Genomic DNA, 26,226 nt, shown 5'->3' with positions numbered 1-26,226 from the left:
AGCAATGTGTTCGATGCCGGTGTCGCGCGTCCGAGCCGGACTGCGCGTGCCCTCACGGGCCGTCGGCGGTGACGGTGAGCTGGTATCAGGAAGGGGAACGAGCATGGCGGCCATGAAGCCGCGGACGGGCGATGGCCCGCTCGAGGTGACCAAGGAGGGGCGGGGCATCGTCATGCGCGTTCCGCTCGAAGGCGGCGGGCGGCTCGTCGTCGAGCTGACCCCTGACGAGGCCGACGCGCTCGGCGACGCCCTCAAGAAGGTCGTCGGCTGACGCGCGAGCGACCATACCCGTTCAGTCGCCCCGGTACCGCACATGGTGCCGGGGTGATTGTTTTGTGACGGCGGTCCCGGGCTGCTTCGTGACGGCGGTCCCCGGCGCCCCGCGCGTTTTTCAGCGCTTCACGGCGCACAGCAGCCCGTCGCCCACCGGAAGCAGGGACGGCACCAGCTCCTGGCTCTCCCGCACCGCGCGCAGGAGTTCCCGCACCCGCAGCACCTCGGTGGGCTGCGGTCCCGAGTCGATCGTGCGGCCGGCGCCGAAGACGCCCTCGAAGGCGACGAGACCCCCGGGACGCAGCAGGCGCAACGATTCAGCGAGGTAGTCCAGGTACTCCAGACGGTCGCCGTCGCAGAAGACGAGGTCGTATCCGGCGTCCGCGAGCCGGGGCAGCACGTCCAGGGCGCGCCCGGGGATGAACCGGGCCCGGTTGCTGGCGAAGCCCGCGGCCCGGAAGGCCTGGCGGGCGAACTGCTGGTGTTCCGGCTCCGGGTCGACCGTGGTCAGTACGCCGTCCGGCCGCATGCCGTGCAGCAGATGGATCCCGGAGACGCCGCAGCCGGTGCCGATCTCCGCGACCGCCTTGGCGTCCACGGCGGCGGCGAGCAACCCCAGGGCGGAGCCCGTGCCCGGGGTCACCGAGCGCAGGCCCGCCTCGCGGGCCCGGTCGCGTGCCCAGAGCAGCGCGTCGTCCTCGGCGACATAGGCGTCGGCGAACGCCCAGCTCGTCTGCCGGTTGCCGGTAATGACCCTCTCCTGTCCCCGTCGTTGCCTCGGCGTGACTGTATCCGTTGGCGTCGGGAACCCGCAGATGGGACCAGTCGTTCAAAGAGAGAAGCAAAGAGACGACTGAGCGGCCGGGGTTGCGACGGGGGGAGGCGGCGAATGGACCAGGGCGTCGAGCAGGCACCGACGCGGCCGGACGAGCCGTACCGGCCCAGATCAAATTCTCGTAAAACCGCTTATCCGGAGCTAACGGGCGAGGTGGCTATGGTAGGGGCTCCACTGGACACCACCAGAGCCGACAGGGGAGGTGCGGCCGCGCCCGCGGATCGGGGCGGAGTGCTGCGGCGCTTCCTCGGATCGGCAGGCAGGCCGAAATCCGTGAACGACACCGCTGCTGACCACCGCCACGCCGACGGTCCCACGGGACACGGCCAGACCGCGACCTTCGCCGGCGACGCGGACGGGCCTGCGTGGACTCCGCCCACCTGGGAGGAGATCGTCAGCACCCACAGCGGCCGGGTCTACCGCCTCGCCTACCGCCTCACGGGCAACCAGCACGACGCCGAGGACCTCACCCAGGAGGTCTTCGTCCGCGTCTTCCGCTCCCTGTCGACCTACACGCCGGGCACCTTCGAGGGCTGGCTGCACCGCATCACCACCAACCTCTTCCTCGACATGGTCCGCCGCAAGCAGCGCATCCGGTTCGACGCGCTCGGCGACGACGCGGCCGAGCGGCTGCCCAGCAGGGAACCCACGCCGCAGCAGCTCTTCCACGACGCCCACTTCGACGCGGACGTCCAGCAGGCCCTGGACACCCTCGCGCCCGAGTTCCGTGCCGCCGTCGTCCTGTGCGACATCGAGGGCCTTTCGTACGAGGAGATCGCCGCGACCCTCGGCGTCAAGCTCGGCACGGTCCGCTCCCGCATCCACCGCGGGCGTTCCCAGCTGCGCAAGGCGCTCGCGCACCGTTCCCCGAAGGCGCGGGCCGACCGTCGCTCGTTCGCGGCCGGTGTTCCCGCACTGGGAGGAGGGGGCACGAGCGCGTGAGTGGGTCACGGCCTGAGTCCGAGGGACACCTCGCAGAGCAGCATCTGGGAGACCGACTCTCCGCCCTGGTGGACGGAGAGCTCGGTCATGACGCGCGTGAGCGCGTGCTGGCGCACGTGGCGACCTGCCCGAAGTGCAAGGCGGAGGTCGACGCGCAGCGCCGGTTGAAGAACGTCTTCGCCGAAGCGGCCCCGCCGGCCCCGTCCGAGAGCTTCCTGGCCCGCCTCCAGGGGCTCCCCGGGGGCGGTGGTGACACGGACGGTGGCGGCTCGCCGCTCGCCGGGCTGCCCGGCGGTTTCGGAACCTCCGCGGGCTCCGGCGTCTTCGGTACGAGGCGGGGCGAGCGGTTCGAGTTCGACTACGTCCCCGCCCGGCCGCACGCTCCCGTCCTGCCGGCCTCCTCCCAGGGGCGGGGCGGCTTCCGTATCCACGACGTGGGCAAGCAGGAGTCCGAGCGCTCGGCCTCGCGCGGTCTGCGGTTCGCCTTCGCCGCCGCCGGGGCGGTGTCGCTGGCCGCGATCGCACTGGGCGGCGTCACCCTCGGCACACCGGACACCACCACCGAGGCCCGCGGCTCGGGCAGCGGCAGCAACGTGACGCCGATGCGCACCCCGGGTTCGGCGGCGGCCACCGGCTCCGAGAGCCAGCGCCGCCGCACGGGCGGCCCGCTGCTCGGGCAGGGGCAGCGGACGCTGGGCGACGTCCCCGTCGCGCCCACCACGGCCTCCGCGCCGCTGCTGCCCGGGATGCCGGCACCCGCCGGAGGTGACGCACGGCAGCAGGCCGTCCGGGCGCTGACCGCTCCGGTGACCGCCGGCGCCGCCGCCATGTCCCCGCTGATACGTCCGCTGGAAGCGGTCTCCCCGCTCTCCCTGAGCTCCTGGTCGGCGGCCGACGAGGTCAGGCCGCCCGGCCTGCTCGCCGCCCCCGACCCGGGTCCGTCCCCCTACCCGTCGGCCTACCCGGCCGCGTCCTACCCTCCGCTTCGCTGAGGGGATCTGCGCGCCGGTCCGCGAACCTGATTGAATCCGGGGTGGCGCCAGAGCCCTTGGAGCCGACGATCTGCGGCCAGCTGCGGGGGAGAACATGAACGAGGGGAAGCCCACGAAGGCGAAGTGGTGGAGTCGTCCCCGCTCGTCCGAAGACGCACCCGACGGCGACTTCGAACTGGAACGCCCCCGCCCGGCCCACCCTGCGGGAACGGGCACGGGCACGGGTGCGATCCCCGACGACCGGGAGGCCGACGGGGGCGACTTCGAGCTGGAACGCCCGGTGACGCCCCGCGCGACCGACGAGGGGGACTACGAGCTGGACCTGCCCCTGCCCGAGCGGAACGAACCGACGGACACCCCTCCGCATCCGCGCACTGACCCCGGGGCCGGCGCCGGACCGGCGGCGGTGCACGCGGACTCGCGGGCACCCGCAGGGACCAGCCCCGCCCCGGCGCTCGACGGCGCGCCGGCCGCCGAGCGCCCCAAGCCGCTGCACGAACCCGACCCGTACAGCACCCCGCCGTATGGTGAGCCGGGCCCCTGGGCCCCCGCTCCGCCGGTCCAGCACCCGGCGGCCACACCGGCGCACGGCACGGTGACGACGGCGGCCCCGCACACACCTGCCCCGCACGCACCGGCCGCACCCGCGACGGCGCCGTCGGCCTCTCCGCCTCCGGGCGCGGTGCCCGACCCGGCGTCCGCGGAGACCCCGCCTCCGGTGCCGCAGGCGGGACAGGGACAGGTACGGGAACAGGAACAGGGGCAGCACCCGGCGGCGCCTGCCCCGGCGTACGACACGGCGTCTCACGTCGGAGCCCCGCCCGCCGCGACGTCTGCCGCCCCGGCGCCCTCCGACCCGTCGTCGGCGCCGACGACGGTGCCCGACCCGTGGGCGGGGCCGACCGCCCCGCCGTCCGGCGCCGAACCCGCCTCCGACCCGTGGGGACGTTACGACCCCTGGGCCGCCTCCGCCGCCCGGCACCACGAGACGGCCGGCCGGACGCCGAAGCAGCGACGCCGGCGGGCGACGAAGACGCTCGTCGGCGGGGCCCTGCTCATCGCCCTGGTCTCCGGCGCCCTCGGCGGCGCCGTGGGCGCGTACCTGGAACGCAACGGCGGCGTGGGGACGGTCGAGCTGCCGCAGGCCGCACCCGAGGCGGCCGAGCGGGCCCCGGACAGCGTCGCCGGGATCGCCGCGCGGGCCCTGCCCAGCGTGGTGACCCTGCACGTGAGCGGCAGCGAGGCGGCCGGCACCGGCACCGGGTTCGTCCTCGACGACCGGGGCCACATCCTGACCAACAACCACGTCGTGGAGCCCGCCGGCTCCGGCGGCGAGATAACCGTGACCTTCAACAGCGGCGACACCGCCGAGGCCACGGTCGTCGGCCGGGACAGCGGATACGACCTCGCCGTGGTGAAGGTCAAGGGCGTCAGCGGCCTCACCCCGATGCCCCTCGGCAACTCGGACAACGTACGGGTCGGCGACCCCGTCGTCGCCATCGGCGCCCCCTTCGACCTGGCCGGCACGGTCACCTCCGGCATCATCAGCGCCAAGGAACGGCCCATCACCGCGGGCGGCGAGGAGGGCGACGGCAGCGACGTCTCCTACGTCGACGCCCTGCAGACCGACGCGCCCATCAACCCCGGCAATTCCGGCGGCCCCCTCCTGGACGCCCAGGGCCGGGCCATCGGCATCAACTCCGCCATCCGCTCCGCCGACAGCGGCAGCGCCGAGTCGGACGGAGGCCAGGCCGGTTCCATAGGCCTCGGCTTCGCCATCCCCATCAACCAGGGCAAGCGCGTCGCCGAGGAACTGATCAACACCGGCAAGGCCACCCACCCGGTCATCGGCATCACCCTCGACATGGGCTACACGGGTGACGGCGCCCGCGTGGGCACCAAGGGCGGCGACGGCGGACCCGCGGTCACCACGGGCGGCCCCGGCGCCAAGGCCGGCATCGAGCCGGGGGACGTGATCACCGCGGTCGACGGACAGCGCGTCCACTCCGGCGAGGAACTCATCGTCAAGACCCGCGCCCACCGCCCCGGCGACCGTCTGGAGCTGACCCTGGAACGCGGCGGCAAGGAGACGAAGGTCTCACTGGTGCTCGGCTCGGCCGACGGCGACTGACCGCGGCACAGGTCCCGACAAGGCGCCCGGAAGGCAAACAATTCGGAAAGCGCTCACGTACACGCGCTCGGGGCCCACGGGACGGTACCGGTGGGACGGGGTCGGCGGGTACCGTGGTGGCGGCCCGGACATTCCAAGGAGCTTCAGGTGTTCAATGACATAGGCGCACTAGAGCTGGTGACGCTCGTCGTCCTCGCCGTGCTCGTCTTCGGTCCGGACAAGCTCCCCAAGGTCATCCAGGACGTGACGCGCACCATCCGGAAGATCCGGGAGTTCTCGGACAGCGCCAAGCAGGACATCCGCCAGGAGCTGGGCCCCGAGTTCAAGGACTTCGAGTTCGAGGACCTCAACCCCAAGACGTTCATCCGCAAGCAGCTGGACAACGACGAGCTGGGTCTCAAGGAGATCCGCAACGGCTTCGACCTGAAGAAGGAGATGGCCGAGGTCACCGACGCGGTCCACGGCCGTGACACGGAGCCCTCGTCCTCCGGTTCGTCGTCCTCCGGTTCCGGCAGCGGTCGTATCGACATGTCGAAGAAGCCCGGGCCGTCCGACAAGCCCGCCGCCGACGACCGCCCGCCCTTCGACGCGGACGCCACCTGATCCAGGCCCGCGCGTCCGGCCTCCGGGTCCGGCCCGCGGGCCGCGAACGTGACGTGTCTCATACTCCGGACGGGGCGCACAGGCCCTGAAGGCGACGCCCGCGCGGCCCACGCGCCGGGCGATTCCCCGGTTGCCGCCAGTGGTGTGGCTATGCTGCCCGAGTTGTTGTGCGGACCGGACGAGTGCGCCCGATAGGGGGGCGGGCACGGTCCGACGAGAGCGAGGAGGCGTCCGGGCACATGGAGACGACGAGTCGGGCAGTCGCGCAGACGCCGGCCGCGGAGGGCGGACCCGGGTCCCCCTCCGGTCGGCGTACGGTCGACGACTACCTGCGTGCGCCCTTCCCGTGGTACGGCCTCGACGAGGCCTTCACGGGACCGCGCCGGCTGATGCAGGTCGGTACGGCGGCCGACGGGGCGGTGGAGCACGGTTCGATCGGCCACGGCGACGAGCCGTCGGTGCGCAACGAGCACGTGGCGGGCGACGAGCAGGACGCCAAGGAGAAGTTCGCGGTCGTCGTGACCGTCGCGGCCAACCCCGACCGGCGCAGCGCCGACGGCACGGGCCTGCTGGAGGCCACCTCGGTGTCCTCGGCGGCCTGGCTCGCCGGAGTGGGGCTGCTGTCCTTCACCTGGCCCGGTCAGATGGACCACTCGCTGCGCGACGACTGGCTGGAGCAGCAGACGGAGACCGCCTGGGTCCTCGCGGACGACCTCGAGGGCGAGGACTGGACGACGCTGTCCCTCCCGGTGGACGGCGTGCCGACGCCCTTCCACTACCGGGAGTCCGAGTTCGGCTGGGTGCTCGCCGGCTCCACCGAGCAGGGTGTCCACCTCGGCGCGTACGGGCGGGGCATGAGCGCCTACGGGCTGGCCTTCGCCGTCGTCAAGGACATCGCCGCGTACGCCTAGCCGGCGCCCGTCCGGCTGTCGCGCGTACGACGAGGGGCGCCGTCCCGGCGGACAGCGCCCCCACTCCCGTACGGGACGTCAGAACTTGTTCTTCGGCGTGATCCCCAGCGACAGCCCCGAAAGGCCCCGCTGCCGTCCACCGAGCTTGCCCGCGATCGAACGCAGGGCCGCGCCCGCCGGGGAGTCCGGGTCGGACAGGACGACGGGCTTGCCCTCGTCACCGCCCTCGCGCAGCCGGACGTCGATCGGGATGGAGCCCAGCACCGGGACCGAGGCGCCGGTCGTGCGGGTCAGGCCGTCGGCGACCGCCTGGCCGCCGCCGGTGCCGAAGACGTCGACCATCTCGCCGCAGTGCGGGCAGGGCAGGCCGGACATGTTCTCGACCACGCCGACGATCTTCTGGTGGGTCTGCACGGCGATGGCACCCGCCCGCTCCGCCACCTCGGCGGCGGCCTGCTGAGGGGTCGTCACGACCAGGATCTCGGCGTTCGGCACGAGCTGCGCCACCGAGATCGCGATGTCACCGGTGCCGGGCGGCAGGTCGAGCAGCAGGACGTCCAGGTCGCCCCAGTACACGTCCGCGAGGAACTGCTGGAGCGCGCGGTGCAGCATCGGGCCGCGCCAGACGACCGGCGCGTTGCCCGGGGTGAACATGCCGATCGAGATGACCTTCACGCCGTTGGCCGAAGGCGGCATGATCATGTTCTCGACCTGGGTGGGACGCCCGTCGGCGCCCAGCATGCGCGGCACGGAGTGGCCGTAGATGTCGGCGTCGACGACACCGACCTTCAGACCGTCGGCCGCCATCGAGGCCGCCAGGTTCACCGTCACCGACGACTTGCCGACGCCGCCCTTGCCGGACGCCACCGCGTACACCCGCGTCAGGCTGCCCGGCTTGGCGAAGGGCACCTCGCGCTCGGTCTGCCCGCCGCGCAGGGCGGTGGCCAGCTCCTTGCGCTGCTCGTCGCTCATCACGTCCAGCTCGACGTCGACGCGCGTGACACCCTCGACCCGCGACACCGCGTCCGTCACGCGCTGCGTGATGGTGTCCCGCATGGGGCAGCCGGACACCGTCAGGTACACGGCGACCGCGACCGCTCCGTCCGCGCCGATCTCCACCGACTTGACCATCCCCAGCTCGGTGATGGGCCGGTTGATCTCGGGGTCGTTCACCGTCGCCAGTGCTTCGCGCACCGCGTCTTCCGTAGCCATAGACACGATGGTACGGCGCCGCCCACCGGGCGCGGAAAGCCCCGTCAACGGTCGTGTACGTCACGCCCCGCGGACCGATCCGCCGGGAATACCCCGCGGTCGGGGTGGTGGCCGTTCTGCCGGTCCTCCAGGTCCCTGACCAGGTCCTGCAGCTCGGAGCGGATCCAGTCCCGCGTCGCGACCTCGCCGAGGCCGATGCGCAGGGCGGCGATCTCGCGGGTCAGGTACTCGGTGTCGGCGATCGACCGCTCGTTCTGCTTGCGGTCCTGCTCCAGATTGACCCGGTCCCGGTCGTCCTGCCGGTTCTGCGCGAGCAGGATCAGCGGGGCCGCGTAGGAGGCCTGCAGGGACAGCGCCAGGGTCAGGAAGATGAACGGGTACTCGTCGAACCGCAGGGCGCTCGGCGCCGCGACGTTCCACAGCACCCACAGGATGATGACGACCGTCATCCAGACGATGAACCGCCCGGTGCCCAGGAATCGCGCGACGCGCTCGGACAGCCGCCCGAAGGACTCCGGGTCCCACTCGGGCAGCAGCCGGCGGCGCGGCGGGCGGGGCTGGTCGAGGCGGGTCCGGGCACGGGAGGACGCGGTCGCTCCCGAGGCGGCGCGCTCACGGGCCGTCGTCTCGCGCTCAGGCACCACCGGCGCCCACCTCCCCCGTCGTCCCGGCCGTGTCGTCCAGGTGGTACTCGGTCTCCCGCCAGTCGTCGGGCAGCATGTGGTCCAGTACGTCGTCGACGGTGACCGCGCCGAGCAGCGCCCCGGAGTCGTCGACGACGGGCGCCGCGACCATGTCGTACGCGGCGAAGAACCCGGCGACCACGGGCAGCGCGGCGTCCGGCTCCAGGGGCTGGAGATCGTCGTCGAGGATCGAGCCGACCAGCGTGTACGGCGGGTCCCGCAGCAGGCGCTGGAAGTGGACGGTGCCCAGGTACTTGCCGGTCGGGGTCTCCTCGGGCGGGCGGCAGACGTAGACCTGGGCGGCGTGCGCCGGGGACAGGTCGGGGTTGCGGATGCGGGCCAGGGCGTCGGCGACGGTCGCGTCGGGCCGCAGCACGATCGGCTCGGTCGTCATCAGACCGCCGGCCGTGTGCTCCTCGTACGCCATCAGGCGCCGCATGTCGGCCGCGTCGTCGGGCTGCATCAGGCTCAGCAGCCGCTCCTTGTCCGCCTCGGGCAGCTCGCCGAGCAGGTCGGCCGCGTCGTCAGGGTCCATCGCCTCCAGCACGTCCGCGGCGCGCTCCTCCTTGAGCTTGCCGAGGATCTCGATCTGGTCGTCCTCCGGCAGCTCCTCCAGCACGTCGGCCAGGCGGTCGTCGTCGAGGGCGGCGGCGACCTCGGCGCGGCGCTTGGCGGACAGGTGGTGCAGGACGTTGGCGAGGTCGGCGGGGCGCAGCTGCTCGAAGGTGGCCAGCAGGTTCTCGGCGCCCTGGCCCTGCTCCTCGACGGAGAAGCCGGTGACGCCGGACCACTCGACGGTGAGTGTCTCGCCCTTGTTGCGCCGGAAGGCACCGCCCTTCCTGCCCTTGCGGACGAAGACCTTGTCGATCTCCCAGTCCCGGCGGGCGGGCAGCTGCTGCACCGACAGGTCCAGCACCGTGACCTCCTCGCCCGTCTCGGTGAGCGTGACCCGCCGGTCGAGCAGCTCGCCGAAGACGAGGCGCTCGGTGGGCCGCTGCTCGAAACGCCGGACGTTGAGGACGCCGGTGGTGATCACCTGGCCGGACTCGATGCCGGTGACCCGGGTCATGGGCAGGAAGATGCGGCGACGGGTGGTGAGTTCGACGACCAGCCCGAGGACACGCGGGGGTTTGCGGCCGACGCGGAGCATGACGACCAGATCGCGGACACGCCCCACCTGGTCACCGGTCGGGTCGAACACGGCGATGCCGGAGAGGTGGGAGACGAAGATCCGGGGGGCGCCCGCTGCCATGGCCGCGGCCTCCTTTCCTCACACTTCGCGGAACCGAGCGAGAGTGCCTGCGAGTCGAGTGAGCGTGCGTGAGAGCTGATTCGTACGGTGTCTCTTTTCCGAATTGCCCGCCCGGACGCGCTTCAGGCTAGCCCGTCCCGATCGGCCTCGCCCTGGCGGCCGGTCCGGACGGACTGGCTCCGTTCGCCGCGTACGGCCCCGGTACGCTGCGCCCTGGCCCGGTCGGCTCGCCGCCGACGCCCGTCGGCCTCGTGTCAGCCCTGTCAGAAAGGCAGTCCCACCTGTGTCTGTGACTCCCCGGCGCCGAATCCGCAGGGCCGCCTGGCTGGGTGCGGTGTGCGCCCTGGCCGTGACGGGAGCCGGGCTGACGGGATGCAGCAGCGAGGACCCCGACGCGGGCACCAACGGCCTCGGGAAGCTCCCCGCCGACAAGATCCACGCCAAGGCCAGTACGGCCGCCGAGGCCGCCGACACGGTACGTCTGCACGGCACGGTGGCCGCCGGCGGCCACACGTACACCCTCGACATGCGGCTGAAGGCCGACGGAGGGACCGGGTCGGTCGCCGCGGAGGGGACCACGTTCGGACTCCTGCGCGTCGGTGAGCAGCTCTTCCTCAAGGCCGACGCCGGGTTCTGGAGCCACGACGACGGCGACGCCAAGGCGGCCGACAAGCTCGCCGGCAAGTACGTGAAGGTGCCGCAGAGCGACCCCGTGTACAAGAAGTTCAGCGGCTTCACGGACAAGGACGTCCTCCTCGACGGTCTGCTGACCCTGCACGGCACGGTGAAGACCGACGGCCGCCACAAGCAGGCGGGCGTGCGCACCATCCGGATCACCGGCGACGACGGCGCGGGCGGCTCGCTGGACGTCTCGCTGGAGGGCAGGCCCTACCCGCTGCGACTGGTGCGGGCGGGCAGCGCGGGCACGATCGGCTTCTCGGACTGGAACAAGGACTTCACGCTGGAGCAGCCGGCGAAGGACGACACCCTGGACTACGGCAAGCAGCTGCCGTCGTCCTGACCCCGCCAGGGGTGTCGTTCGGATCTTGCCGGTGTCGCGGCGCCCGGCACGCACATCTGCGGCGTTGTCGTCGGTTGCCAGGGCTCCGCCCTGTCGCCCTCCTCCGTCTTGCAGCTGCACGCTCCCCCACGCTCGGCTTCGCTCGCGCGGGAGGGGCCCCCATCGCCCCGCTCGGGTCGGCAACAGGGCACTGTCGCCTGGAGCCGCCCTGATCCGAACGACACCCCCTAGCGCCGGCGCCGTTTGAACAGCAGCCGGGGCAGCCCCGCCGGCACCGGCTGCCGGGTCGTCGCCGGGCTGGGCAGCGGTGCCTCGGCCAGCGAGGCGTCGGGCAGCGGCGCCGTGGCCCCCGTCGGCTCCAGGCGCAGCACCCGGCACTCGCGGGCCCAGCGGTCGGTCATCGCCTCGCCGTCCGGGGCGTTCAGCCGCTTGCCCTTGAGGTCGCCGACCGCCGCCTGCCACGCCTCGGAACCGGACGGCAGCTCCACGACCCGCGCGGCCCAGGAGACCAGCCGGCCGCCCTTGTCCTTGCTGCGCACCGTCACCTCGGCCGCGGCCCCGTCGGCCAGCCCGGGCAGCGGCTGCTCGCCCGGCCCGTCGCCGACGACGCAGGCGGCGCCCTCGTGCCAGACGTGCCACAGCGCCCGTGCGGGCACCCCGGGGCCCTTGACCCAGATGAGGCCGGACTTCTTCGTGGCCTCCTCGACGAGGGCCTTCTCGAGCAGCTCGCTTGTCATGCGGTCAGCCTATCCAGCGGCCCCCGGCCGGCTTCAGAGCCAGCCGTTGCGCTTGAGCGTGCGGTGGATGCCCAGACAGATGCCGACCGTGATCGACAGGACCAGCGGATAGCCGAACTTCCAGTGCGTCTCCGGCATGTAGTCGAAGTTCATGCCGTACACCCCGCACACCATCGTCGGCACGGCGATGATCGCGGCCCAGGAGGTGATCTTGCGCATGTCCTCGTTCTGCGCGACGGACGCCTGGGCGAGGTTGGCCTGGAGGATGGAGTTCAGCAGTTCGTCGAAGCCGATGACCTGCTCCTGCACCCGGGCCACGTGGTCGGCGACGTCGCGGAAGTACTTCTGGATCTCCGGGTCGACCAGCCGCATCGGCCGCTCGCTGAGCAACTGCATCGGGCGCAGCAGCGGCGCCACCGCCCGCTTGAACTCCAGTACCTCGCGCTTGAGTTGGTAGATCCGGCCGGCGTCCGTGCCGCGCGGGCTGCCCTTGCGGCCCGGCGAGAACACCTCCGTCTCGACCTCGTCGATGTCGTCCTGCACCGCGTCGGCGACCGCGATGTAGCCGTCGACGACGTGGTCGGCGATGGCGTGCAGCACCGCCGAGGGGCCCTTGAGCAGCAGCTCGGGGTCCTCCTGGAGCCGGCACCGCAGGGCGCGCAGCGAGCCCTGCCCGCCGTGCCGGACGGTGATGAAGAAGTCCCGCCCCGTGAAGCACATGACCTCGCCGGTCTCGACGACCTCGCTGTTGGCGGTGAGCTGGTCGTGGTCGACGTAGTGGACGGTCTTGAAGACCGTGAACAGGGAGTCGTCGTAGCGCTCCAGCTTGGGCCGCTGGTGGGCCTGGACCGCGTCCTCCACGGCCAGTGGGTGCAGCCCGAACTCCCGGGCGATACCGGCGAACTCGTCCTCGGTGGGCTCGTGCAGGCCGATCCACACGAAGCCGCCGTCGCGGCGCACCTGGCGCATCGCCGTGTGCGGGGTCAGCGGCACGTCGGTCTCGACGCGTGTGCCGTCGCGGTAGACGGCGCAGTCGACGACGGCGGAGGCGGTCGCCGGGTCACGGGTGGTGTCGTAGGCGCCGCCGTCCTTGCGCAGGGAGACGCGGGACGGACGGACCACGGCGCGCAGGTCACGGATCATCGACATGGCAGGCTCCTTCGCGGCGGGCAGCGAATGAGGCCGGTGACGGGTGGAACCGCCCGGAATGAGGACGTCCTGACTACGCGTGCTCGGCGCGTCCACAAAGCGGGGGGCACCGCACCGTCGCGATGGCCGACTTCGCTGCTGATTCAGCTGCTGACACGGATCGACGCGGTCGACACGGATCGGCGGTGATCGCATCGACGGATCGGATCAGGCAAAAGATCAGGCAAAACGGGACGAAGTGCTCTTCCGTGTGAAGGCGCGCGAACGGAAAGCGGCAGCGGGAAGAACCGGAACGGCTCGGTCAGCGGCCGGAAGAGCGGGTGGTACTGCACGGTCGACTTCGGTCCATGCCAGCCCCACCTCCTCCGGCCGGTCCCTCGTGAGGGACGATCCATTCCCCTTGTTTAGAGGGGTTCCCCGTAGGGGAGATTTCACAGCGTCGGGGACTTGATCGCGACGCTCTGCGTGCTGCCCCGAACCGCTGGGTCAGAGTACCAGTCACCCGACGTGTCAAGGCGCCGCTTTGCCTCTGCACGACGAGTTCTATGCTCGCCGCATGGCTGATGTTCTTCCTCTGGTCGAGGCCCGGTTGCACAGCGCGCTGGGCGAGCCGGACGCGCGCGCGGCGGTCACCTTCCTCGGCACCGACCGCATCGAGGTGCTGCGTTTCCCCGCCGCCGGCCAGGAGGGCGACGTCGTCCGCTACGCCACCCTCGGCATGTCGGCCCAGCCCATGGCGGACCCCACGGCCGCGCTCGCCGATCCGGTCAAGGGCCCCCGCGCGGAGCTGGTGCTCTCCGTGCGGGCCGGGGTGGCCGACACCGACAAGGTGCTGCGCCCGCTCGCCGTACTGGCCGCGTCCCCGCAGGTCGAAGGGGTGATCGTGGCGCCGGGCGCGTCTCTCGACGTCGGTGAGCCGCTGTGGCCCGGGGCCCCGTTCACCTCGGTCCTGGTCGCCGAGCCGGGCGGCCTGGTCGAGGACCTGGAGCTGGACGCCCCGCTGGACCCGGTGCGGTTCCTGCCGCTGCTGCCGATGACGCCGAACGAGGCCGCGTGGAAGCGCGTGCACGGCGCCCCCGCCCTCCAGGAACGCTGGCTGAACCACGGAACGGACCTGCGCGATCCGTCCCGCAGGTCCGTTCCCCTGGACTGACGTACCGCAGTGACGTAACTCACCGGTGCGTCTGGTCGGTTGGTGAAGCCCGTCAGTTGGCGAAGACCGTGACCGAGTCCTCGGTCGCGTGCTTCGGCTCCAGCTCCTCCGCGTCGTGCGTGAGCGCGCGACGCCGTACGACGACCACGACCGCGCCGAGCACGGCGGTCACCGCCGCCACCACGAACGGGATGTGGATGTCGGTCCACTCCTCGATCTTCGGCGCGAAGTAGGGCGCGGCCGCCGCGGCGAACCAGCGCACGAAGTTGTAGCCCGCGCTCGCCACCGGACGCGGGGCGTCCGAGACCCCGAGGGCCAGCTCGGTGTAGACGGTGTTGTTCACGCCGATGAACGCGCCGGACAGGATCGTGCAGACGATCGCGGCGGTGTGGTTGCCGTAGCCGAGGACCAGGACGTCGGCCGCGAGCAGCACCAGCGAGCCGCCGAGCACCTTGAGCGAGCCGAAGCGCTTCTGCATGCGCGGCGCCACCAGCACGGAGAAGACGGCGAGCAGCACGCCCCAGGCGAAGAACACGGCACCTGACTTGTAGGGCGTCATGTTCAGCACGAAGGGGGTGAAGGCCAGCACGGTGAAGAACGTGTAGTTGTAGAAGAACGCCGAGACCGCGGCGGAGGCGAGGCCGCCGTGGCCCAGCGCCCTGATCGGGTCGAGCAGCGAGGTCTTGCGGGCCGGCTTCGGCTGTTCCTTCAGGAACACCGAGATGCACAGGAAGCCGATCGCCATCAGGAAGGCCGTGCCGAAGAACGGGTAGCGCCAGCTGGCGTCGCCGAGCAGCGCTCCCAGCAGCGGACCACAGGCCATGCCGAGGCCGAGGGCGGACTCGTAGAGCAGGATCGCGGCGGCGCTCCCACCGGCCGCCGCGCCGACGATCACCGCGAGGGCCGTCGAGACGAACAGCGCGTTGCCCAGGCCCCAGCCGGCCCGGTAGCCGACGAGCTGGCCGACGGTGTCGGAGGTGCCGGCCAGGCCCGCGAAGACCACGACGAAGGCGAGGCCCAGCAGCAGGGTCTTGCGGCCGCCGATGCGGCTGGAGACGAAGCCGGTGACCAGCATGGCCAGGGCGGTGATGAGGAAGTACGAGGTGAACAGGAGGGAGACCTGACCGGCGCTCGCGTCCAGGCCCTTGGCGATGGACGGGAGGATCGGGTCCACGAGCCCGATGCCCATGAAGGCCACGACGGACGCGCCCGCGGTCGCCCACACGGCCTTGGGCTGCCGCAGGATGCCGCCCGCACCCGCGTCGAAGGGATCCATGCTTGCTCTCCAATGCCGACGAGATGGGTGCCAAATAGTTGGCGTATACACATAGTAAGTTAGCTGTGCTAATTAATGCAACATGCACCTAGTTGGGTGCGGGTCGGGCCGGGGGCCGGGCCGCGGGTCGGCCCGGGGGTCGGGCCGGGCGGGGCCTTCCCTCCGGACGGGTGATCGTCCTTGACGTGGGCGGGCGAGGGTAGGACCGTGGGGCTCTATGAGGGGCGAACCCAGTTGCCCGAAGTGTGGTGGCCGGGTCAGGGCTCCCGGCCTCTTCGCCGATTCCTGGCAGTGCGACCTGCACGGCACCGTCCACCCGCTGCAGCCCGTACTCCCGCCCAGTGTCGAGGCGCTCGGCGTCGTGGTGCACCACACGCAGGTGCCGGTGTGGATGCCCTGGCCGCTGCCGGTCGGCTGGCTGTTCACCGGCGTGGCCTGCGCGGGCGACGACCGCAGCGGGGGCAGGGCGACCGCCGTCGCCTGTTCCGGACCCGGCCCGCTCGGCGGCATCGGTGAGCTGATCCTGGTCGCCGAGGAGCTCGGCGTCGGCCTCGGCGCGCGGTACGCGGGCCTGGACGCTCCGGACCCCGGGCCGTACATGGACGTCGAGAAGCCGCCCCAGGCCAAGGTCCTGGCCGCGGGTCGGCCCACCCCCCTCTGGCACGTCTCCGGCGGCCCCGTCGACCGCGCCGTCTTCGCCGGGGAGGCCCTCGGCATGTGGCTGTGGGCCGTCGTGTGGCCCGAGCGGTCGGGGCTGCTGATGTACGAGGAACTGGTGCTGACCGACCTGCGGGACGCGGGCGCCGAGGTGGACCTGGTGCCGTGCGGGGCGCTGTCGCCGCGGCTGATCGACCCGACGGTGCCGTAGGCCTCCGTGGGGCCGGTGGGGGCGGGCGGGCAGGGCGCTCAGGGGGTGAGTGGTGTTACGGGCAGGGTGCGTAGGGGGTGCAGGGGCGCTGCGGGTGTGACGGCGAGGGGTCCGGTTCCGGTTATCCTTGAGCGTCCCCTTCCGTCCCGTCACCGCCTGGAGTCAGCGTCGTGCGCATCGATCTGCACACCCACTCCACCGCGTCCGACGGCACGGACTCCCCGGCCCAGCTCGTGCGCAAGGCCGCCGCGACCGGTCTCGACGTCGTCGCGCTGACCGACCACGACACCACCCGGGGCCACGCCGAGGCCGTCGCCGCGCTGCCCGAGGGGCTCACCCTCGTCACCGGCGCCGAGCTCTCCTGCCGCCTCGACGGCGTCAGCATGCACATGCTGGCCTACCTCTTCGACCCCGAGGAGCCCGCCCTGCTCGCCGAGCGCGAGCTGGTCCGGGACGACCGGGTGCCGCGGGCCCGCGCCATGGTGGCCAAGCTCAACGAACTCGGCGTCCCCGTCACCTGGGAGCAGGTCGCCAGGATCGCCGGTCACGGCTCGGTCGGGCGGCCGCACGTGGCCTCCGCCCTCGTGGAACTGGGCGTCGTCCCGACCGTGAACGACGCCTTCACCCAGGACTGGCTGGCCGACGGCGGCCGGGCCCACGTGGAGAAGCACGAGACCGACCCCTTCGAGGCGCTCCGGCTGATCAAGGGCGCGGGCGGCGTCGCCGTGTTCGCGCACCCGGCCGCCGCCAAGCGGGGCCGTACGGTGTCCGAGGCCGCGATCGCCGACCTGGCGGCCGCCGGGCTCGACGGCATCGAGGTCGACCACATGGACCACGACGCGCCGACGCGGGCCCGGCTGCGCGGGACGGCGAAGGAGCTGGGGCTCCTGGTGACCGGCTCGAGCGACTACCACGGCAGCCGGAAGACCTGTGTGCTCGGCGAGTACACGACCGACCCCGAGGTGTACGGGGAGATCACGCGACGGGCGTTCGGGGCGTTCCCCGTGCCGGGGGCCGGCGGGGCCTGAGCCTCACTCCCGCGCGACCTTCTTCCACTCTTCCCCCTCTTCCGCAAGGCCAGTAGCACACCCATGTTCGACGTCGCCGTCTTCGGTTCCCTCTTCCTGACCCTTTTTGTCATCATGGATCCCCCCGGGATCACCCCGATCTTCCTCGCGCTGACCGCCGGGCGCCCTGCCAAGGTGCAGCGACGGATGGCCTTCCAGGCCGTCTGCGTCGCCGGTGGCGTGATCACGGTGTTCGGCCTGCTCGGGCACCAGATCCTGGACTACCTGCACGTGTCCGTGCCCGCCCTGATGATCGCGGGCGGGCTGCTGCTCCTGCTGATCGCCCTCGACCTGCTCACCGGCAAGACGGACGAGCCGAAGCAGACCAAGGACGTCAACGTCGCACTCGTACCGCTGGGCATGCCGCTGCTCGCCGGGCCCGGGGCGATCGTGTCGGTCATCCTGGCCGTGCAGAAGGCGGACAGCGTGACCACCCAGGTCTCGGTGTGGGGCGCGATCCTCGCCATCCACGTGGTGCTGTGGCTGGTGATGCGGTACTCGCTGCTGATCATCCGGGTCATCAAGGACGGCGGCGTGGTCCTGGTGACCCGCCTCGCCGGAATGATGCTCTCCGCGATCGCCGTGCAGCAGATCATCAACGGCGTCACGCAGGTGATCCAGGGCGCGTGAGCGCGGGCCGGCACAAGACAGGGCCCCCGTACGGTGTTCCGTACGGGGGCCCTGCACATGTGCGAAGGGTCCGCGCTACAAGGCCGAGGTGTCGGCGGGGCGGATCCACAGGCGCTGCCCGATGGCGGCGGCCTGCTGAACGATGCGGTTCACGGAGGCGGCGTCCACGACAGTCGTGTCCACGGGGGTCCCGTCGACGTCGTCGAGTCGCATGACTTCAAAGCGCATGGCCTCTCCCTTGATCTGGTCATCCTCCTGCGGAGAACTACTGGTGTGGCTCCTGGGTCGTCGGTGCCCGGGCTTCCGTAGTGCTCAACGAGATGCTGTCTGCAAACATTCCCTACGCTAAGGAAATTTTTCGCACGACTAATTACTGACAAGTAAGTCTCTTGTTACGAGGTGAGGGAGGTGGCCCGGCCGATAGGTGTCTGATACAAGACTGACCGGGACCGGTTGTGTTCGTAGCGTGACGGCCGGGACAATGGAGGCGATGAACGACGACCTCGCGCCCCTGAACGCTCGCATCGATCGCACGAACGAGCTGCTCCAGCGCATGCTCGCCGAGGTGGCCAAGACCCCCTCGACCCACGCGATCTTCGTCGACGCCGGCTACCTGTACGCGGCGGCGGGGCGGCTGGTGGCCGGGACCGAGGACCGCCGGGCCTTCGACCTGGACGCCGAGGGGCTGATCGAGGCGCTCATCGACAAGGCCCGCACCATCTTCGCGGACAGCCGCCTGCTGCGCGTGTACTGGTACGACGGCGCCCGCCGCCGCATCCACACCGCCGAGCAGCAGTCCATCGCCGAGCTGCCGGACGTGAAGGTCCGCCTGGGCAATCTCAACGCGAACAACCAGCAGAAGGGCGTCGACTCCCTCATCCGCTCCGACCTGGAGTCCCTCGCCCGGCACCGCGCCATCAGCGACGCCGCCCTGCTCGGCGGCGACGAGGACCTGGTGTCGGCGGTCGAGGCCGCCCAGGGGTACGGCGCCCGCGTCCACCTGTGGGGCATCGAGGCGCCCGAGGGCCGCAACCAGGCCGACCCGCTGCTCTGGGAGGTCGACAGTCAGCGCACCCTAGACCTCGACTTCTTCAAGCCGTACGTCTCCCGGCGCACGACCCACTCCGTCGAGGGGACGGTCGCCCTGCGCCCCGCCCGCGAGGACGTCCGCTTCGTGGGCGCGCAGATCGCGGCGAAGTGGCTGGCGGCGCGGGGACGCGACGCACTGCTGGAACTCCTCCCCGGCCACCCCTACCTCCCCGGCTCCGTGGACCAGGACCTGCTGGTGGAGGCCGAGGGGCTGCTCCAGTACTCGCTGCGCGGCCAGGCCGACCTGAGAAGGGCGCTGCGGGACGGCTTCTGGGAGCACCTGCGGGCGCAGTACTAGGCCGGACCCGTCTCAGGGGCGGTGCGGCCGGGCGGCGCGGGGTGGTCGTCCCAGAAGTCGGCGAGGGCGCGGGCGGTCGGCAGAGGCTGGTCGGTGTTGGGGGAGTGCTCGGCGCCCGCGACGACCGTCCGGCGCGCGTCCAGCCGTACGGCCATCTCGTCCAGGAGGGGCACGGGCCAGGTGTCGTCGTAGGAGCCCGACAGCACGTGGTAGGGCAGCGGCAGGGCGGCCAGCTCGGCGACACGGTCGGGCTCGGTGCACAACTGGCGTCCCGTGGCGAGCAGTTGCGCCGGCCTGGTGCCCAGCCAGCGGTCGCGCAGCCGGGCCGGTTCCTCCGGGCCGTGGGCGGGGGCCGGGGCGCCGGCCTCCTCCGGCGGTCCCATGGCCTGCATCACCTTCCAGACCTCCGCCATCGTCATCGTGTCCAGCGCGTCCCGCAGCAGCTTCACCCGCTGCCGCTGGGACTCGGAGATCCGCGCCGGGCCCGAGGACATCAGCGTGAGGGACAGGAACGGGGCGTGGTCGAGCAGGACGGCGGCCCGCGCGATCTGGCCGCCCAGGGAGTGCCCGACGAGATGCACGCGCGTCCCGAGGGCGGCGACCTGCGCCAGCACGTCCCGGGCCAGCTCGGGCCGGGCGTACGCGGCCTCGTCGTGCTCGGGCCCGTCCGACTCGTACTGCCCCCGTCCGTCCACGGCGACCGTGCGGTAACCGCGCGCACCGAGCGGCCGGTGCAGCAGCGTGAAGTCCTCCTTGCTCCCCGTGAACCCGGGCAGCATCACCACCACGCCCTTCGGCGCGACACCGTCGGCCACGGGCGAGTCGACGACGGCGAACTCACCGCGCGCGGTACGCAGCCGGTACGCGCGTGCGTCCGGGGGCGGGCTGAAGGCGGCGTTCCTGCTCACGGGCAGAGGTTATCGGGCAGAGGCCGCCGGGCGGACGGCACGGGTGCGGCAACGCCGTCGGCCCGGTCCCGCGTGGGTCGCGGGACCGGGCCGACGGTCGGGGTGAGCGGCGCGGATCAGCTCTCGCCGGCCTCCGCGGGCTGCGTGGCGGCCGTGGCCGCCTTGCGGGTGCGGCGGGCCTTCGGCTTCGCCTCCGCCGTGTCGGCGGGCGCCTCGACGGCAGCCGCGGCCTTACGGGTCCGACGCCGCGGGGCGGCCTCCGGCTCCTGCGAGGCCTGAGCCGGAATCTCGGCGGCGGCCTCGGCGGCCGCAGCGGTCTTCCGGGTGCGGCGGACCTTGGGCTTGGCCTCCGCGCCCTCGGCGGTGTCGGCGGCGGCTTCCGCGGCGGCTTCGGCCTTGGCGGCGGCCGTCTTCCGGGTGCGGCGCGGCTTCGCCTCTGCCTCGGCCTCCGGAGCCTGTACGGCGGGCTCGGCGGCCTTGCGGGTGCGGCGGGCCTTGGGCTTGGCCTCCGCACCCTCGGCGGTGTCGGCGGCGGCTTCGGCCTTGGCGGTGGCCGCCTTGCGGGTGCGGCGGGGCTTGGCCTCTGCCTCGGCCTCCGGAGCCTGCGCCGGCGTGTCGGCCGCGGCCTCGGTGACCGGGGTCGGCTCGGCGGCCTTCCGGGTCCGGCGGACCTTGGGCTTGGCCTCCGTGGCCTCGGCGGTGTCGGCGGCGGCTTCGGCCTTGGCGGCAGTCGTCTTCCGGGTGCGGCGCGGCTTCGCCTCGGCCTCGGCCTCGGTCTCGGCGTCCGGAGCCTGCACGGCGGGCTCGGCCGCCTTGCGGGTCCGCCGGCGCGGCTTGGTCTCGGCCGGCTCGGACACGGGCTCGGTCGCTCCCTCGGCCGTGTCGACCGCCGCCTCGGCGGCCGTGGCCTTGCGGGTGCGGCGGCGCGGCTTCTCGGCGGGAGCCTCGGCAGCCGGGGCCGCGACGACCGTCGGGGCCTCCACGACCGACTCCTCGGTGGCCGTCGGTGCGGTCTCCAGCGGGGCGGCCGGGGTCTCCGCCGACTTGCGGGTGCGGCGGCGGCGCGGCTTCGCCGGGGCCTCCACGGCCTCCGTGGCCTCCGCCGTGTCGACGACCGTGGCCTCGGAAGGCGCGAGCGCGGTGTCCTCGGCGGCCTGCGCCGCGGGGGTGTCGGTCGCCGCGGCGGTCTCCGGGCGGCGCGACGGCTCCCCGTTGCGCGTACGGCGACGGCGGCGCAGCGTGCGGGGCCCCTGGGCGGTGTCGGTGCCGGCGTCGGCGGCGCTGTCCGCACCGCCGGTCACGGCCTCGGCCGCGGGACTCGCGGCGGCCTCCGCGTCCACCGGCGCACCGCCGCGCATCCGACGGCGGCGGCGCGGCGTCGTACGGGACGAACGGTCGCGGTCGCGGTCGCCGGAGCGCGAGTCGTCGCGTGCGCCCCGGCCACCCCGGTCGCCGCGCCCGCGGCCACCGCGTCCGCCCGGCTCGCCCAGGTCCTCGAGCTCCTCCGCGTCGAGCCCGGCGCGGGTGCGCTCCGAGCGCGGCAGGACGCCCTTGGTGCCCTCGGGGATACCGAGGTCGGTGTAGAAGTGCGGGGAGGTGGAGTACGTCTCCGGCGGGTCGTTGAAGCCCAGGTCCAGCGCCTTGTTGATCAGCTGCCAGCGCGGGATGTCGTCCCAGTCGACCAGAGTGATCGCCGTACCCTTGGCGCCCGCGCGGCCGGTGCGGCCGATGCGGTGCAGGTACGTCTTCTCCTCTTCCGGCGACTGGTAGTTGATGACGTGCGTCACGCCCTCGACGTCGATGCCGCGGGCGGCGACGTCGGTGCAGACGAGCACGTCCACCTTGCCGTTGCGGAAGGCGCGTAGGGCCTGCTCGCGGGCGCCCTGGCCGAGGTCGCCGTGGACCGCGCCGGAGGCGAAACCGCGCTGCTTGAGCTGGTCGGCCAGGTCGGCCGCGGTGCGCTTGGTGCGGCAGAAGACCATGGCCAGTCCCCGGCCGTCGGCCTGCAGTATGCGCGCCACCATCTCGGGCTTGTCCATGTTGTGCGCGCGGTAGATGAACTGCTTGGTGTTGGCGACCGTCGCGCCCGCGTCGTCCGGCGACGTGGCGGAGATGTGCGTGGGCTGCGACATGTAGCGGCGGGCCAGTCCGATGACGGCGCCCGGCATGGTGGCCGAGAACAGCATCGTCTGGCGCCTGGCCGGCAGCATGTTGATGATCTTCTCGACGTCGGGCAGGAAGCCCAGGTCGAGCATCTCGTCGGCCTCGTCGAGGACCAGGCTCTTGATGTGCTTCAGGCTCAGCTTCTTCTGGCCCGCGAGGTCCAGCAGACGGCCCGGGGTGCCGACGATCACGTCGACGCCCTTCTTGAGGGCCTCCACCTGCGGCTCGTACGCCCGGCCGCCGTAGATCGCGAGGACGCGCACGTTGCGGACCTTGCCGGCGGTCAGGAGGTCGTTGGTGACCTGCTGGCACAGCTCGCGCGTCGGGACGACGACGAGGGCCTGCGGGGCGTCGGTCAGGGACTCGGGCGCCGCGCGGCCCGACTCGACGTCGGCGGGGACGGTCACGCGCTCGAGGAGCGGGAGGCCGAAGCCCAGCGTCTTGCCGGTGCCGGTCTTGGCCTGGCCGATGACGTCCTTGCCCGACAGGGCCACGGGGAGCGTCATCTCCTGGATGGGGAAGGGAGTGGTGATGCCGACGGCCTCGAGGGCTTCGGCGGTCTCGGGGAGGATTCCGAGGGATCGAAACGTCGTAGTCAGGGTGCTGCCTCTTCTGTGTGCGTGGTGCGAGGCGAGCGCGCGGGTCGTGCCGGACCGTGTCGGGGACGTCGGCTGCCCTTACGGGTGAGCCGTAGGACACGGGACCTCTGTCGACGCTCCAGCGCTCGTACCACTGAGGGTCCCCCTCCGAATTCCGTACGCAGTGTGGCGTACGGCAGGGAGGGCTGTCGGGTCGGAGCCGATCGGGCCACCGACCGGGCATCCTCATGCGTGCGGCCCGACGACGATGTCACGTACCCGTACGTCACATACTCGGCAGGCGCATTACCACCATACCCCGGATTCGCGCACACGCGATGGCCGATTTGCTCACGTAGTCGTCGTCACACTGACTGACCAGGGCCTTACCACCGCCGAAGAGCGGACTATTGTGCGCTGCATGACGAGCTCTGACAAGCCTGGCACCGCCGCAGACGCACCCACCGAGACCGCTGGAACCGCAGGTACCGACGGCGCCCCCCCGGTCGCCGCCCGCGACTGGGAGTCGGCCGCGGCCGACCCGCAGTACCGCGCCGCGGTCGTGGACCTGCTCGGCGCGCTCGCGTACGGCGAGCTGGCGGCCTTCGAGCGGCTCGCGGAGGACGCCAAGCTGGCGCCCACACTGGCGGACAAGGCGGAGCTGGCGAAGATGGCGTCCGCGGAGTTCCACCACTTCGAGCGGCTGCGCGACCGGCTGGCCGAGATCGGCGAGGAGCCGACGGGGGCCATGGAGCCGTTCGTGGCCGCCTACGACGGCTTCCACAAGCAGACCGACCCCTCGGACTGGCTGGAGGGGCTCGTCAAGGCCTACGTCGGCGACTCCATCGCCAGCGACTTCTACCGCGAGGTCGCCGCCCGCCTCGACACGGACACGCGCGAGCTGGTCCTCGCCGTGCTCGACGACACCGGGCACGCCGGTTTCGCCGTGGAGAAGGTGCGCGCGGCGATCGACGCCGACCCGCGTGTGGGCGGGCGGCTCGCGCTGTGGGCGCGGCGGCTGATGGGGGAGGCCCTCTCGCAGTCCCAGCGGGTGGTGGCCGACCGGGACGCGCTGTCGACGATGCTCGTGGGCGGGGTCGCGGACGGCTTCGACCTGGCCGAGGTCGGCAAGATGTTCTCCCGGATCACCGAGGCGCACACGAAGCGGATGGCGGCGCTGGGACTGGCCGCCTGACCTCCGCCGACGTGGGGCCTCGATCGGCCCGCTCCTCGGCGGCGCGGGCCCGGTGCGGTACGGCGGCTGCCGTCAGGCGGTCGCCGAACTGCGACGGAGCCTTCCCGCGGGGCGCAGCAGCAGCGACAGCGAGGCCGCGGACACCGTCGCCGAACCCAGCAGCACCAGTACGAACCCCCCGGCACCCAGCGCGGTGTGCGTGACGAACGCCCCGAAGAGGGCCCCGGCGATGCCGGTCGGCAGGACCAGGAGGCGGGAGGGCAGACGGTGGGGCAGACGGTGCGCGGCGGCCCATGCCAGGGCGAGGCCGAGGATTGCGGCGCTGAGCGCTTCCAAGAGCATGTCGAGGTCCCTCCCACATGGCCGGCCTGCCCCAAACGGTCACAGCCGACTTACCCCTGACCTGCGGAACACAATCCTCCCCCTGTGGGTGAACTGTGCTCCGTCCGTGAACGGGGGCGGGAACGCGACGGGAACGGAAACGGGGCGCGAACGGGAGCGGGGCGCGAACGGGAAGACGGGGTGGGGCCCGGCGGAGATCTCCGCCGGGCCCCACCCCGTCTTCGTCCGTCGTCCGCGTCGCCGACTACAGCGCGCCGAAGCCCACCTTGCGCGGAGCCGGCTCACCGATCTCGACGTAGGCGAGACGGTCGGCCGGCACCAGGACCTTGCGGCCGTGTTCGTCCACGAGGCTCAGCAGCTGCGACTTGCCGGCCAGTGCCTCGCTCACCACGCGCTCGACCTCCTCGGCGCTCTGACCGCTCTCCAGAACGATCTCGCGGGGCGCGTGCTGCACGCCGATCTTGACCTCCACGGCTATGTCCCTCCGACGGTCAGTAAGTGCGCGATCTTCCGCGCCGTACCAGCACACATTAGCCCGGTGAGGGGACGTACACGCTGCGTCGGAGAACGCCAGGAGCGAACAGCCGACGGGAACAGGCTCAGTGTTGGTCGGTGCCGTGGAGCGGGAAGCCCGCGATGCCCCGCCAGGCCAGCGAGGTCAGCAGCTGGACCGCCTGGTCGCGGGGGACACTGCGGTCGCTGTGCAGCCAGGAACGCGCCACCACCTGCGCGAGACCGCCCAGACCGGAGGCGAGCAGCATCGACTCCGCACGCGAGAGACCGGTGTCCTCGGCGATGACGTCGCAGATCGCCTCGGCGCACTCGTTGGTGACCTTGTCCACGCGCTCGCGCACGGCGGGCTCGTTGGTCAGGTCCGACTCGAACACCAGGCGGAAGGCGCCGCCGTCGTCCTCGACGTAGGCGAAATACGCGTCCATCGTCGCCCGGACGCGCTGCTTGTTGTCGGACGTCGACGCGAGCGCGCTGCGCACGGACTGGATCAGTGCCTCGCAGTGCTGGTCCAGCAGGGCGAGGTAGAGGTCGAGCTTGCCGGGGAAGTGCTGGTAGAGCACCGGCTTGCTGACCCCGGCGCGCTCGGCGATGTCGTCCATCGCGGCCGCGTGGTAGCCCTGGGCCACGAACACTTCCTGTGCGGCGCCCAGCAGCTGGTTGCGTCGGGCTCGGCGGGGAAGGCGTGTGCCCCGCGGGCGTACCGCCTCTGTCTGCTCGATGGCTGTCACGCCGCCTCCCATAGTCGTCCTCGTGCGGTGTGCGCCGCGTCGCCATCGTACTTTTCGGTAACCGTGGTGTGTGTGCTGCGAGCGCAGAATTTCACGGACCGGACGGTGGCGAAAGCCGCACAACAGGTTTCAAAAGGGTCCAGGCCGGGCAAAGATCGGCCTCCCTCCTGTCCGGCGGGGCATCTCCACCGCCCCGTGGTGCCGCGTCCGCGCCGCCTCGCGGGCCGGACGTCCGCCGTCTCGAGCCGCCGCGACTCGGTCCTCGCCTCAGCGGTAGTCGTCCTCGTCGTGCGAGACGACCCGGGCCTGTTCGGCCAGGTCGGCCTCGTTGGCGCGGTCCGGCTCGACGTCCGTCAGCGGTTCGTCGCGCTCCTGCCCGATGTCCGCCCGCTGCTCGGCCGCGTCGGCGTCGGGTGCCTCCACGTCGCGTTCCTCCGCTTCCGGTGCCTCATCGTCGAAGGTCTCGGGGTCGGTCGGGTCGACGGTCATGCTGGGCTCCCTTCCTACGAACGTCCCTGGGGTGCAGGGGTCACACGCGGGTGCCCACTTCACGAGCGTAGGAGACACCCGATCCGGACGCCACGCGTCGCCCGCGCCCGGTCCTGCGCGGCGGCCCTCGCACCGACGGCATGCGTACCCGCCGGCGTCCCGTCGAGGCATCGCCTGTGACGGCGAAC

At 72.3% G+C, this 26,226-nt stretch carries 27 protein-coding genes; 13 read left to right on the top strand and 14 right to left on the bottom strand.

From position 1 onward, the window contains the following. The first annotated feature begins 103 nt into the window (after window positions 1–103). Entirely contained in the window at window positions 104–271 is a 168-nt protein-coding gene (locus ABS735_RS31010) for a DUF3117 domain-containing protein (RefSeq protein ID WP_003966491.1), read from the top strand. A 120-nt stretch (window positions 272–391) separates the two neighbouring features. On the opposite strand, the gene ABS735_RS31005 is transcribed toward ABS735_RS31010, so the two are convergent. Further along, window positions 392–1,090 carry an O-methyltransferase gene (locus ABS735_RS31005; protein ID WP_078884611.1) on the bottom strand — a complete coding sequence of 233 codons (699 nt, stop codon included), beginning with the start codon at window positions 1,088–1,090 and terminating at the stop codon, window positions 392–394. Window positions 1,091–1,381: 291 nt separating this feature from the next. Here ABS735_RS31005 and sigE point away from each other — a divergent pair, with 291 nt between their 5' ends. The 5 genes from sigE to ABS735_RS30980 all read left to right on the top strand — a co-directional run bounded on the left by sigE (window position 1,382) and on the right by ABS735_RS30980 (window position 6,687). Then, a complete protein-coding gene (gene sigE, locus ABS735_RS31000) occupies window positions 1,382–2,050 on the top strand; it encodes an RNA polymerase sigma factor SigE (RefSeq protein WP_373902580.1) in 669 nt (222 codons plus the stop codon). Beyond that, complete coding sequence (locus tag ABS735_RS30995) at window positions 2,047–3,042, top strand: anti-sigma factor family protein (protein ID WP_373902579.1); 996 nt, start codon at window positions 2,047–2,049, stop codon at window positions 3,040–3,042. The genes sigE and ABS735_RS30995 overlap by 4 nt, the downstream gene beginning before the upstream one ends. Before the next feature lie 94 nt (window positions 3,043–3,136). Then, the gene (locus ABS735_RS30990) at window positions 3,137–5,173 is read left to right on the top strand and encodes a S1C family serine protease (protein ID WP_373902578.1); all 2,037 of its coding nucleotides are present in this window, start codon (window positions 3,137–3,139) and stop codon (window positions 5,171–5,173) included. 147 nt (window positions 5,174–5,320) lie between these two features. After that, window positions 5,321–5,776 (top strand): sec-independent translocase, encoded by a 456-nt coding sequence (locus ABS735_RS30985; RefSeq protein WP_373902577.1) that lies wholly within the window; start codon window positions 5,321–5,323, stop codon window positions 5,774–5,776. Window positions 5,777–6,015: 239 nt separating this feature from the next. Further along, window positions 6,016–6,687 (top strand): hypothetical protein, encoded by a 672-nt coding sequence (locus tag ABS735_RS30980; RefSeq protein ID WP_373902576.1) that lies wholly within the window; start codon window positions 6,016–6,018, stop codon window positions 6,685–6,687. A 78-nt stretch (window positions 6,688–6,765) separates the two neighbouring features. Here the strand turns inward: ABS735_RS30980 and ABS735_RS30975 are convergent, their stop codons facing one another. From ABS735_RS30975 to ABS735_RS30965, 3 genes are read right to left on the bottom strand one after another with little or no spacing between them, the layout of a single operon-like run. Further along, the gene (locus ABS735_RS30975; protein WP_373902575.1) at window positions 6,766–7,899 is read right to left on the bottom strand and encodes an Mrp/NBP35 family ATP-binding protein; all 1,134 of its coding nucleotides are present in this window, start codon (window positions 7,897–7,899) and stop codon (window positions 6,766–6,768) included. A 44-nt stretch (window positions 7,900–7,943) separates the two neighbouring features. Continuing rightward, window positions 7,944–8,543, bottom strand: coding sequence for a DUF1003 domain-containing protein (locus tag ABS735_RS30970; RefSeq protein WP_373902573.1), 600 nt, complete (start codon window positions 8,541–8,543; stop codon window positions 7,944–7,946). After that, complete coding sequence (locus ABS735_RS30965; protein ID WP_373902572.1) at window positions 8,533–9,834, bottom strand: magnesium transporter MgtE N-terminal domain-containing protein; 1,302 nt, start codon at window positions 9,832–9,834, stop codon at window positions 8,533–8,535. Before ABS735_RS30965 ends, ABS735_RS30970 begins: the two co-directional genes overlap by 11 nt. Before the next feature lie 283 nt (window positions 9,835–10,117). On the opposite strand from ABS735_RS30965, the gene ABS735_RS30960 reads away from it, so the two are divergent. Further along, window positions 10,118–10,855 carry a hypothetical protein gene (locus ABS735_RS30960; RefSeq protein WP_373902571.1) on the top strand — a complete coding sequence of 246 codons (738 nt, stop codon included), beginning with the start codon at window positions 10,118–10,120 and terminating at the stop codon, window positions 10,853–10,855. Between the two features lie 227 nt (window positions 10,856–11,082). Here ABS735_RS30960 and ABS735_RS30955 read toward each other — a convergent pair whose 3' ends face one another. Together ABS735_RS30955 and ABS735_RS30950 are read right to left on the bottom strand one after the other, a co-directional pair. Continuing rightward, the gene (locus ABS735_RS30955) at window positions 11,083–11,592 is read right to left on the bottom strand and encodes a hypothetical protein (protein ID WP_373902570.1); all 510 of its coding nucleotides are present in this window, start codon (window positions 11,590–11,592) and stop codon (window positions 11,083–11,085) included. Window positions 11,593–11,625: 33 nt separating this feature from the next. Continuing rightward, window positions 11,626–12,741 carry a magnesium and cobalt transport protein CorA gene (locus ABS735_RS30950; protein WP_373902569.1) on the bottom strand — a complete coding sequence of 372 codons (1,116 nt, stop codon included), beginning with the start codon at window positions 12,739–12,741 and terminating at the stop codon, window positions 11,626–11,628. Between the two features lie 556 nt (window positions 12,742–13,297). Between ABS735_RS30950 and ABS735_RS30945 the strand changes: the two genes are divergently transcribed. Next, the gene (locus ABS735_RS30945) at window positions 13,298–13,894 is read left to right on the top strand and encodes a suppressor of fused domain protein (RefSeq protein WP_373902568.1); all 597 of its coding nucleotides are present in this window, start codon (window positions 13,298–13,300) and stop codon (window positions 13,892–13,894) included. 52 nt (window positions 13,895–13,946) lie between these two features. Here ABS735_RS30945 and ABS735_RS30940 read toward each other — a convergent pair whose 3' ends face one another. Further along, window positions 13,947–15,170: an MFS transporter gene (locus ABS735_RS30940; RefSeq protein WP_373902567.1), complete on the bottom strand. Its 1,224-nt coding sequence runs from the start codon at window positions 15,168–15,170 to the stop codon at window positions 13,947–13,949. 217 nt (window positions 15,171–15,387) lie between these two features. On the opposite strand from ABS735_RS30940, the gene ABS735_RS30935 reads away from it, so the two are divergent. The 3 genes from ABS735_RS30935 (at window position 15,388) to ABS735_RS30925 (ending at window position 17,735) form a co-directional block, all read left to right on the top strand. After that, complete coding sequence (locus ABS735_RS30935; protein WP_373902566.1) at window positions 15,388–16,038, top strand: DUF6758 family protein; 651 nt, start codon at window positions 15,388–15,390, stop codon at window positions 16,036–16,038. Between the two features lie 170 nt (window positions 16,039–16,208). Continuing rightward, window positions 16,209–17,066 carry a PHP domain-containing protein gene (locus ABS735_RS30930; protein ID WP_373902565.1) on the top strand — a complete coding sequence of 286 codons (858 nt, stop codon included), beginning with the start codon at window positions 16,209–16,211 and terminating at the stop codon, window positions 17,064–17,066. Window positions 17,067–17,129: 63 nt separating this feature from the next. Then, window positions 17,130–17,735: a MarC family protein gene (locus ABS735_RS30925; protein WP_373902564.1), complete on the top strand. Its 606-nt coding sequence runs from the start codon at window positions 17,130–17,132 to the stop codon at window positions 17,733–17,735. Between the two features lie 75 nt (window positions 17,736–17,810). Here ABS735_RS30925 and ABS735_RS30920 read toward each other — a convergent pair whose 3' ends face one another. After that, the gene (locus ABS735_RS30920; RefSeq protein ID WP_007444413.1) at window positions 17,811–17,963 is read right to left on the bottom strand and encodes a hypothetical protein; all 153 of its coding nucleotides are present in this window, start codon (window positions 17,961–17,963) and stop codon (window positions 17,811–17,813) included. 262 nt (window positions 17,964–18,225) lie between these two features. Here ABS735_RS30920 and ABS735_RS30915 point away from each other — a divergent pair, with 262 nt between their 5' ends. After that, window positions 18,226–19,122, top strand: coding sequence for an NYN domain-containing protein (locus tag ABS735_RS30915; RefSeq protein ID WP_373902563.1), 897 nt, complete (start codon window positions 18,226–18,228; stop codon window positions 19,120–19,122). Here the strand turns inward: ABS735_RS30915 and ABS735_RS30910 are convergent. Together ABS735_RS30910 and ABS735_RS30905 are read right to left on the bottom strand one after the other, a co-directional pair. Then, complete coding sequence (locus ABS735_RS30910) at window positions 19,119–20,030, bottom strand: alpha/beta fold hydrolase (protein WP_373902562.1); 912 nt, start codon at window positions 20,028–20,030, stop codon at window positions 19,119–19,121. The genes ABS735_RS30915 and ABS735_RS30910 overlap by 4 nt on opposite strands. A 116-nt stretch (window positions 20,031–20,146) precedes the next feature. Next, a complete protein-coding gene (locus ABS735_RS30905; RefSeq protein ID WP_373902560.1) occupies window positions 20,147–22,699 on the bottom strand; it encodes a DEAD/DEAH box helicase in 2,553 nt (850 codons plus the stop codon). Window positions 22,700–23,192: 493 nt separating this feature from the next. Between ABS735_RS30905 and ABS735_RS30900 the strand changes: the two genes are divergently transcribed. Further along, a complete protein-coding gene (locus ABS735_RS30900; RefSeq protein ID WP_373902559.1) occupies window positions 23,193–23,966 on the top strand; it encodes a ferritin-like domain-containing protein in 774 nt (257 codons plus the stop codon). Between the two features lie 72 nt (window positions 23,967–24,038). Here ABS735_RS30900 and ABS735_RS30895 read toward each other — a convergent pair whose 3' ends face one another. From ABS735_RS30895 to ABS735_RS30880, 4 genes are all read right to left on the bottom strand, one after another. Beyond that, window positions 24,039–24,308, bottom strand: coding sequence for a hypothetical protein (locus ABS735_RS30895; protein ID WP_373902558.1), 270 nt, complete (start codon window positions 24,306–24,308; stop codon window positions 24,039–24,041). Window positions 24,309–24,552: 244 nt separating this feature from the next. Beyond that, window positions 24,553–24,780, bottom strand: coding sequence for a DUF3107 domain-containing protein (locus ABS735_RS30890; protein WP_212731125.1), 228 nt, complete (start codon window positions 24,778–24,780; stop codon window positions 24,553–24,555). 127 nt (window positions 24,781–24,907) lie between these two features. Beyond that, entirely contained in the window at window positions 24,908–25,549 is a 642-nt protein-coding gene (locus ABS735_RS30885) for a TetR/AcrR family transcriptional regulator (protein ID WP_042825084.1), read from the bottom strand. A 267-nt stretch (window positions 25,550–25,816) separates the two neighbouring features. Next, the gene (locus ABS735_RS30880; protein ID WP_373902557.1) at window positions 25,817–26,038 is read right to left on the bottom strand and encodes a hypothetical protein; all 222 of its coding nucleotides are present in this window, start codon (window positions 26,036–26,038) and stop codon (window positions 25,817–25,819) included. Between the last annotated feature and the right edge of the window lie 188 nt (window positions 26,039–26,226).

This window comes from Streptomyces sp. MMCC 100 (assembly GCF_041538145.2).
Taxonomy (GTDB): Bacteria; Actinomycetota; Actinomycetes; order Streptomycetales; family Streptomycetaceae; genus Streptomyces.
Note: the sequence above shows the minus strand (reverse complement) of the source record. Positions and strands in the feature narration are given on the sequence as shown.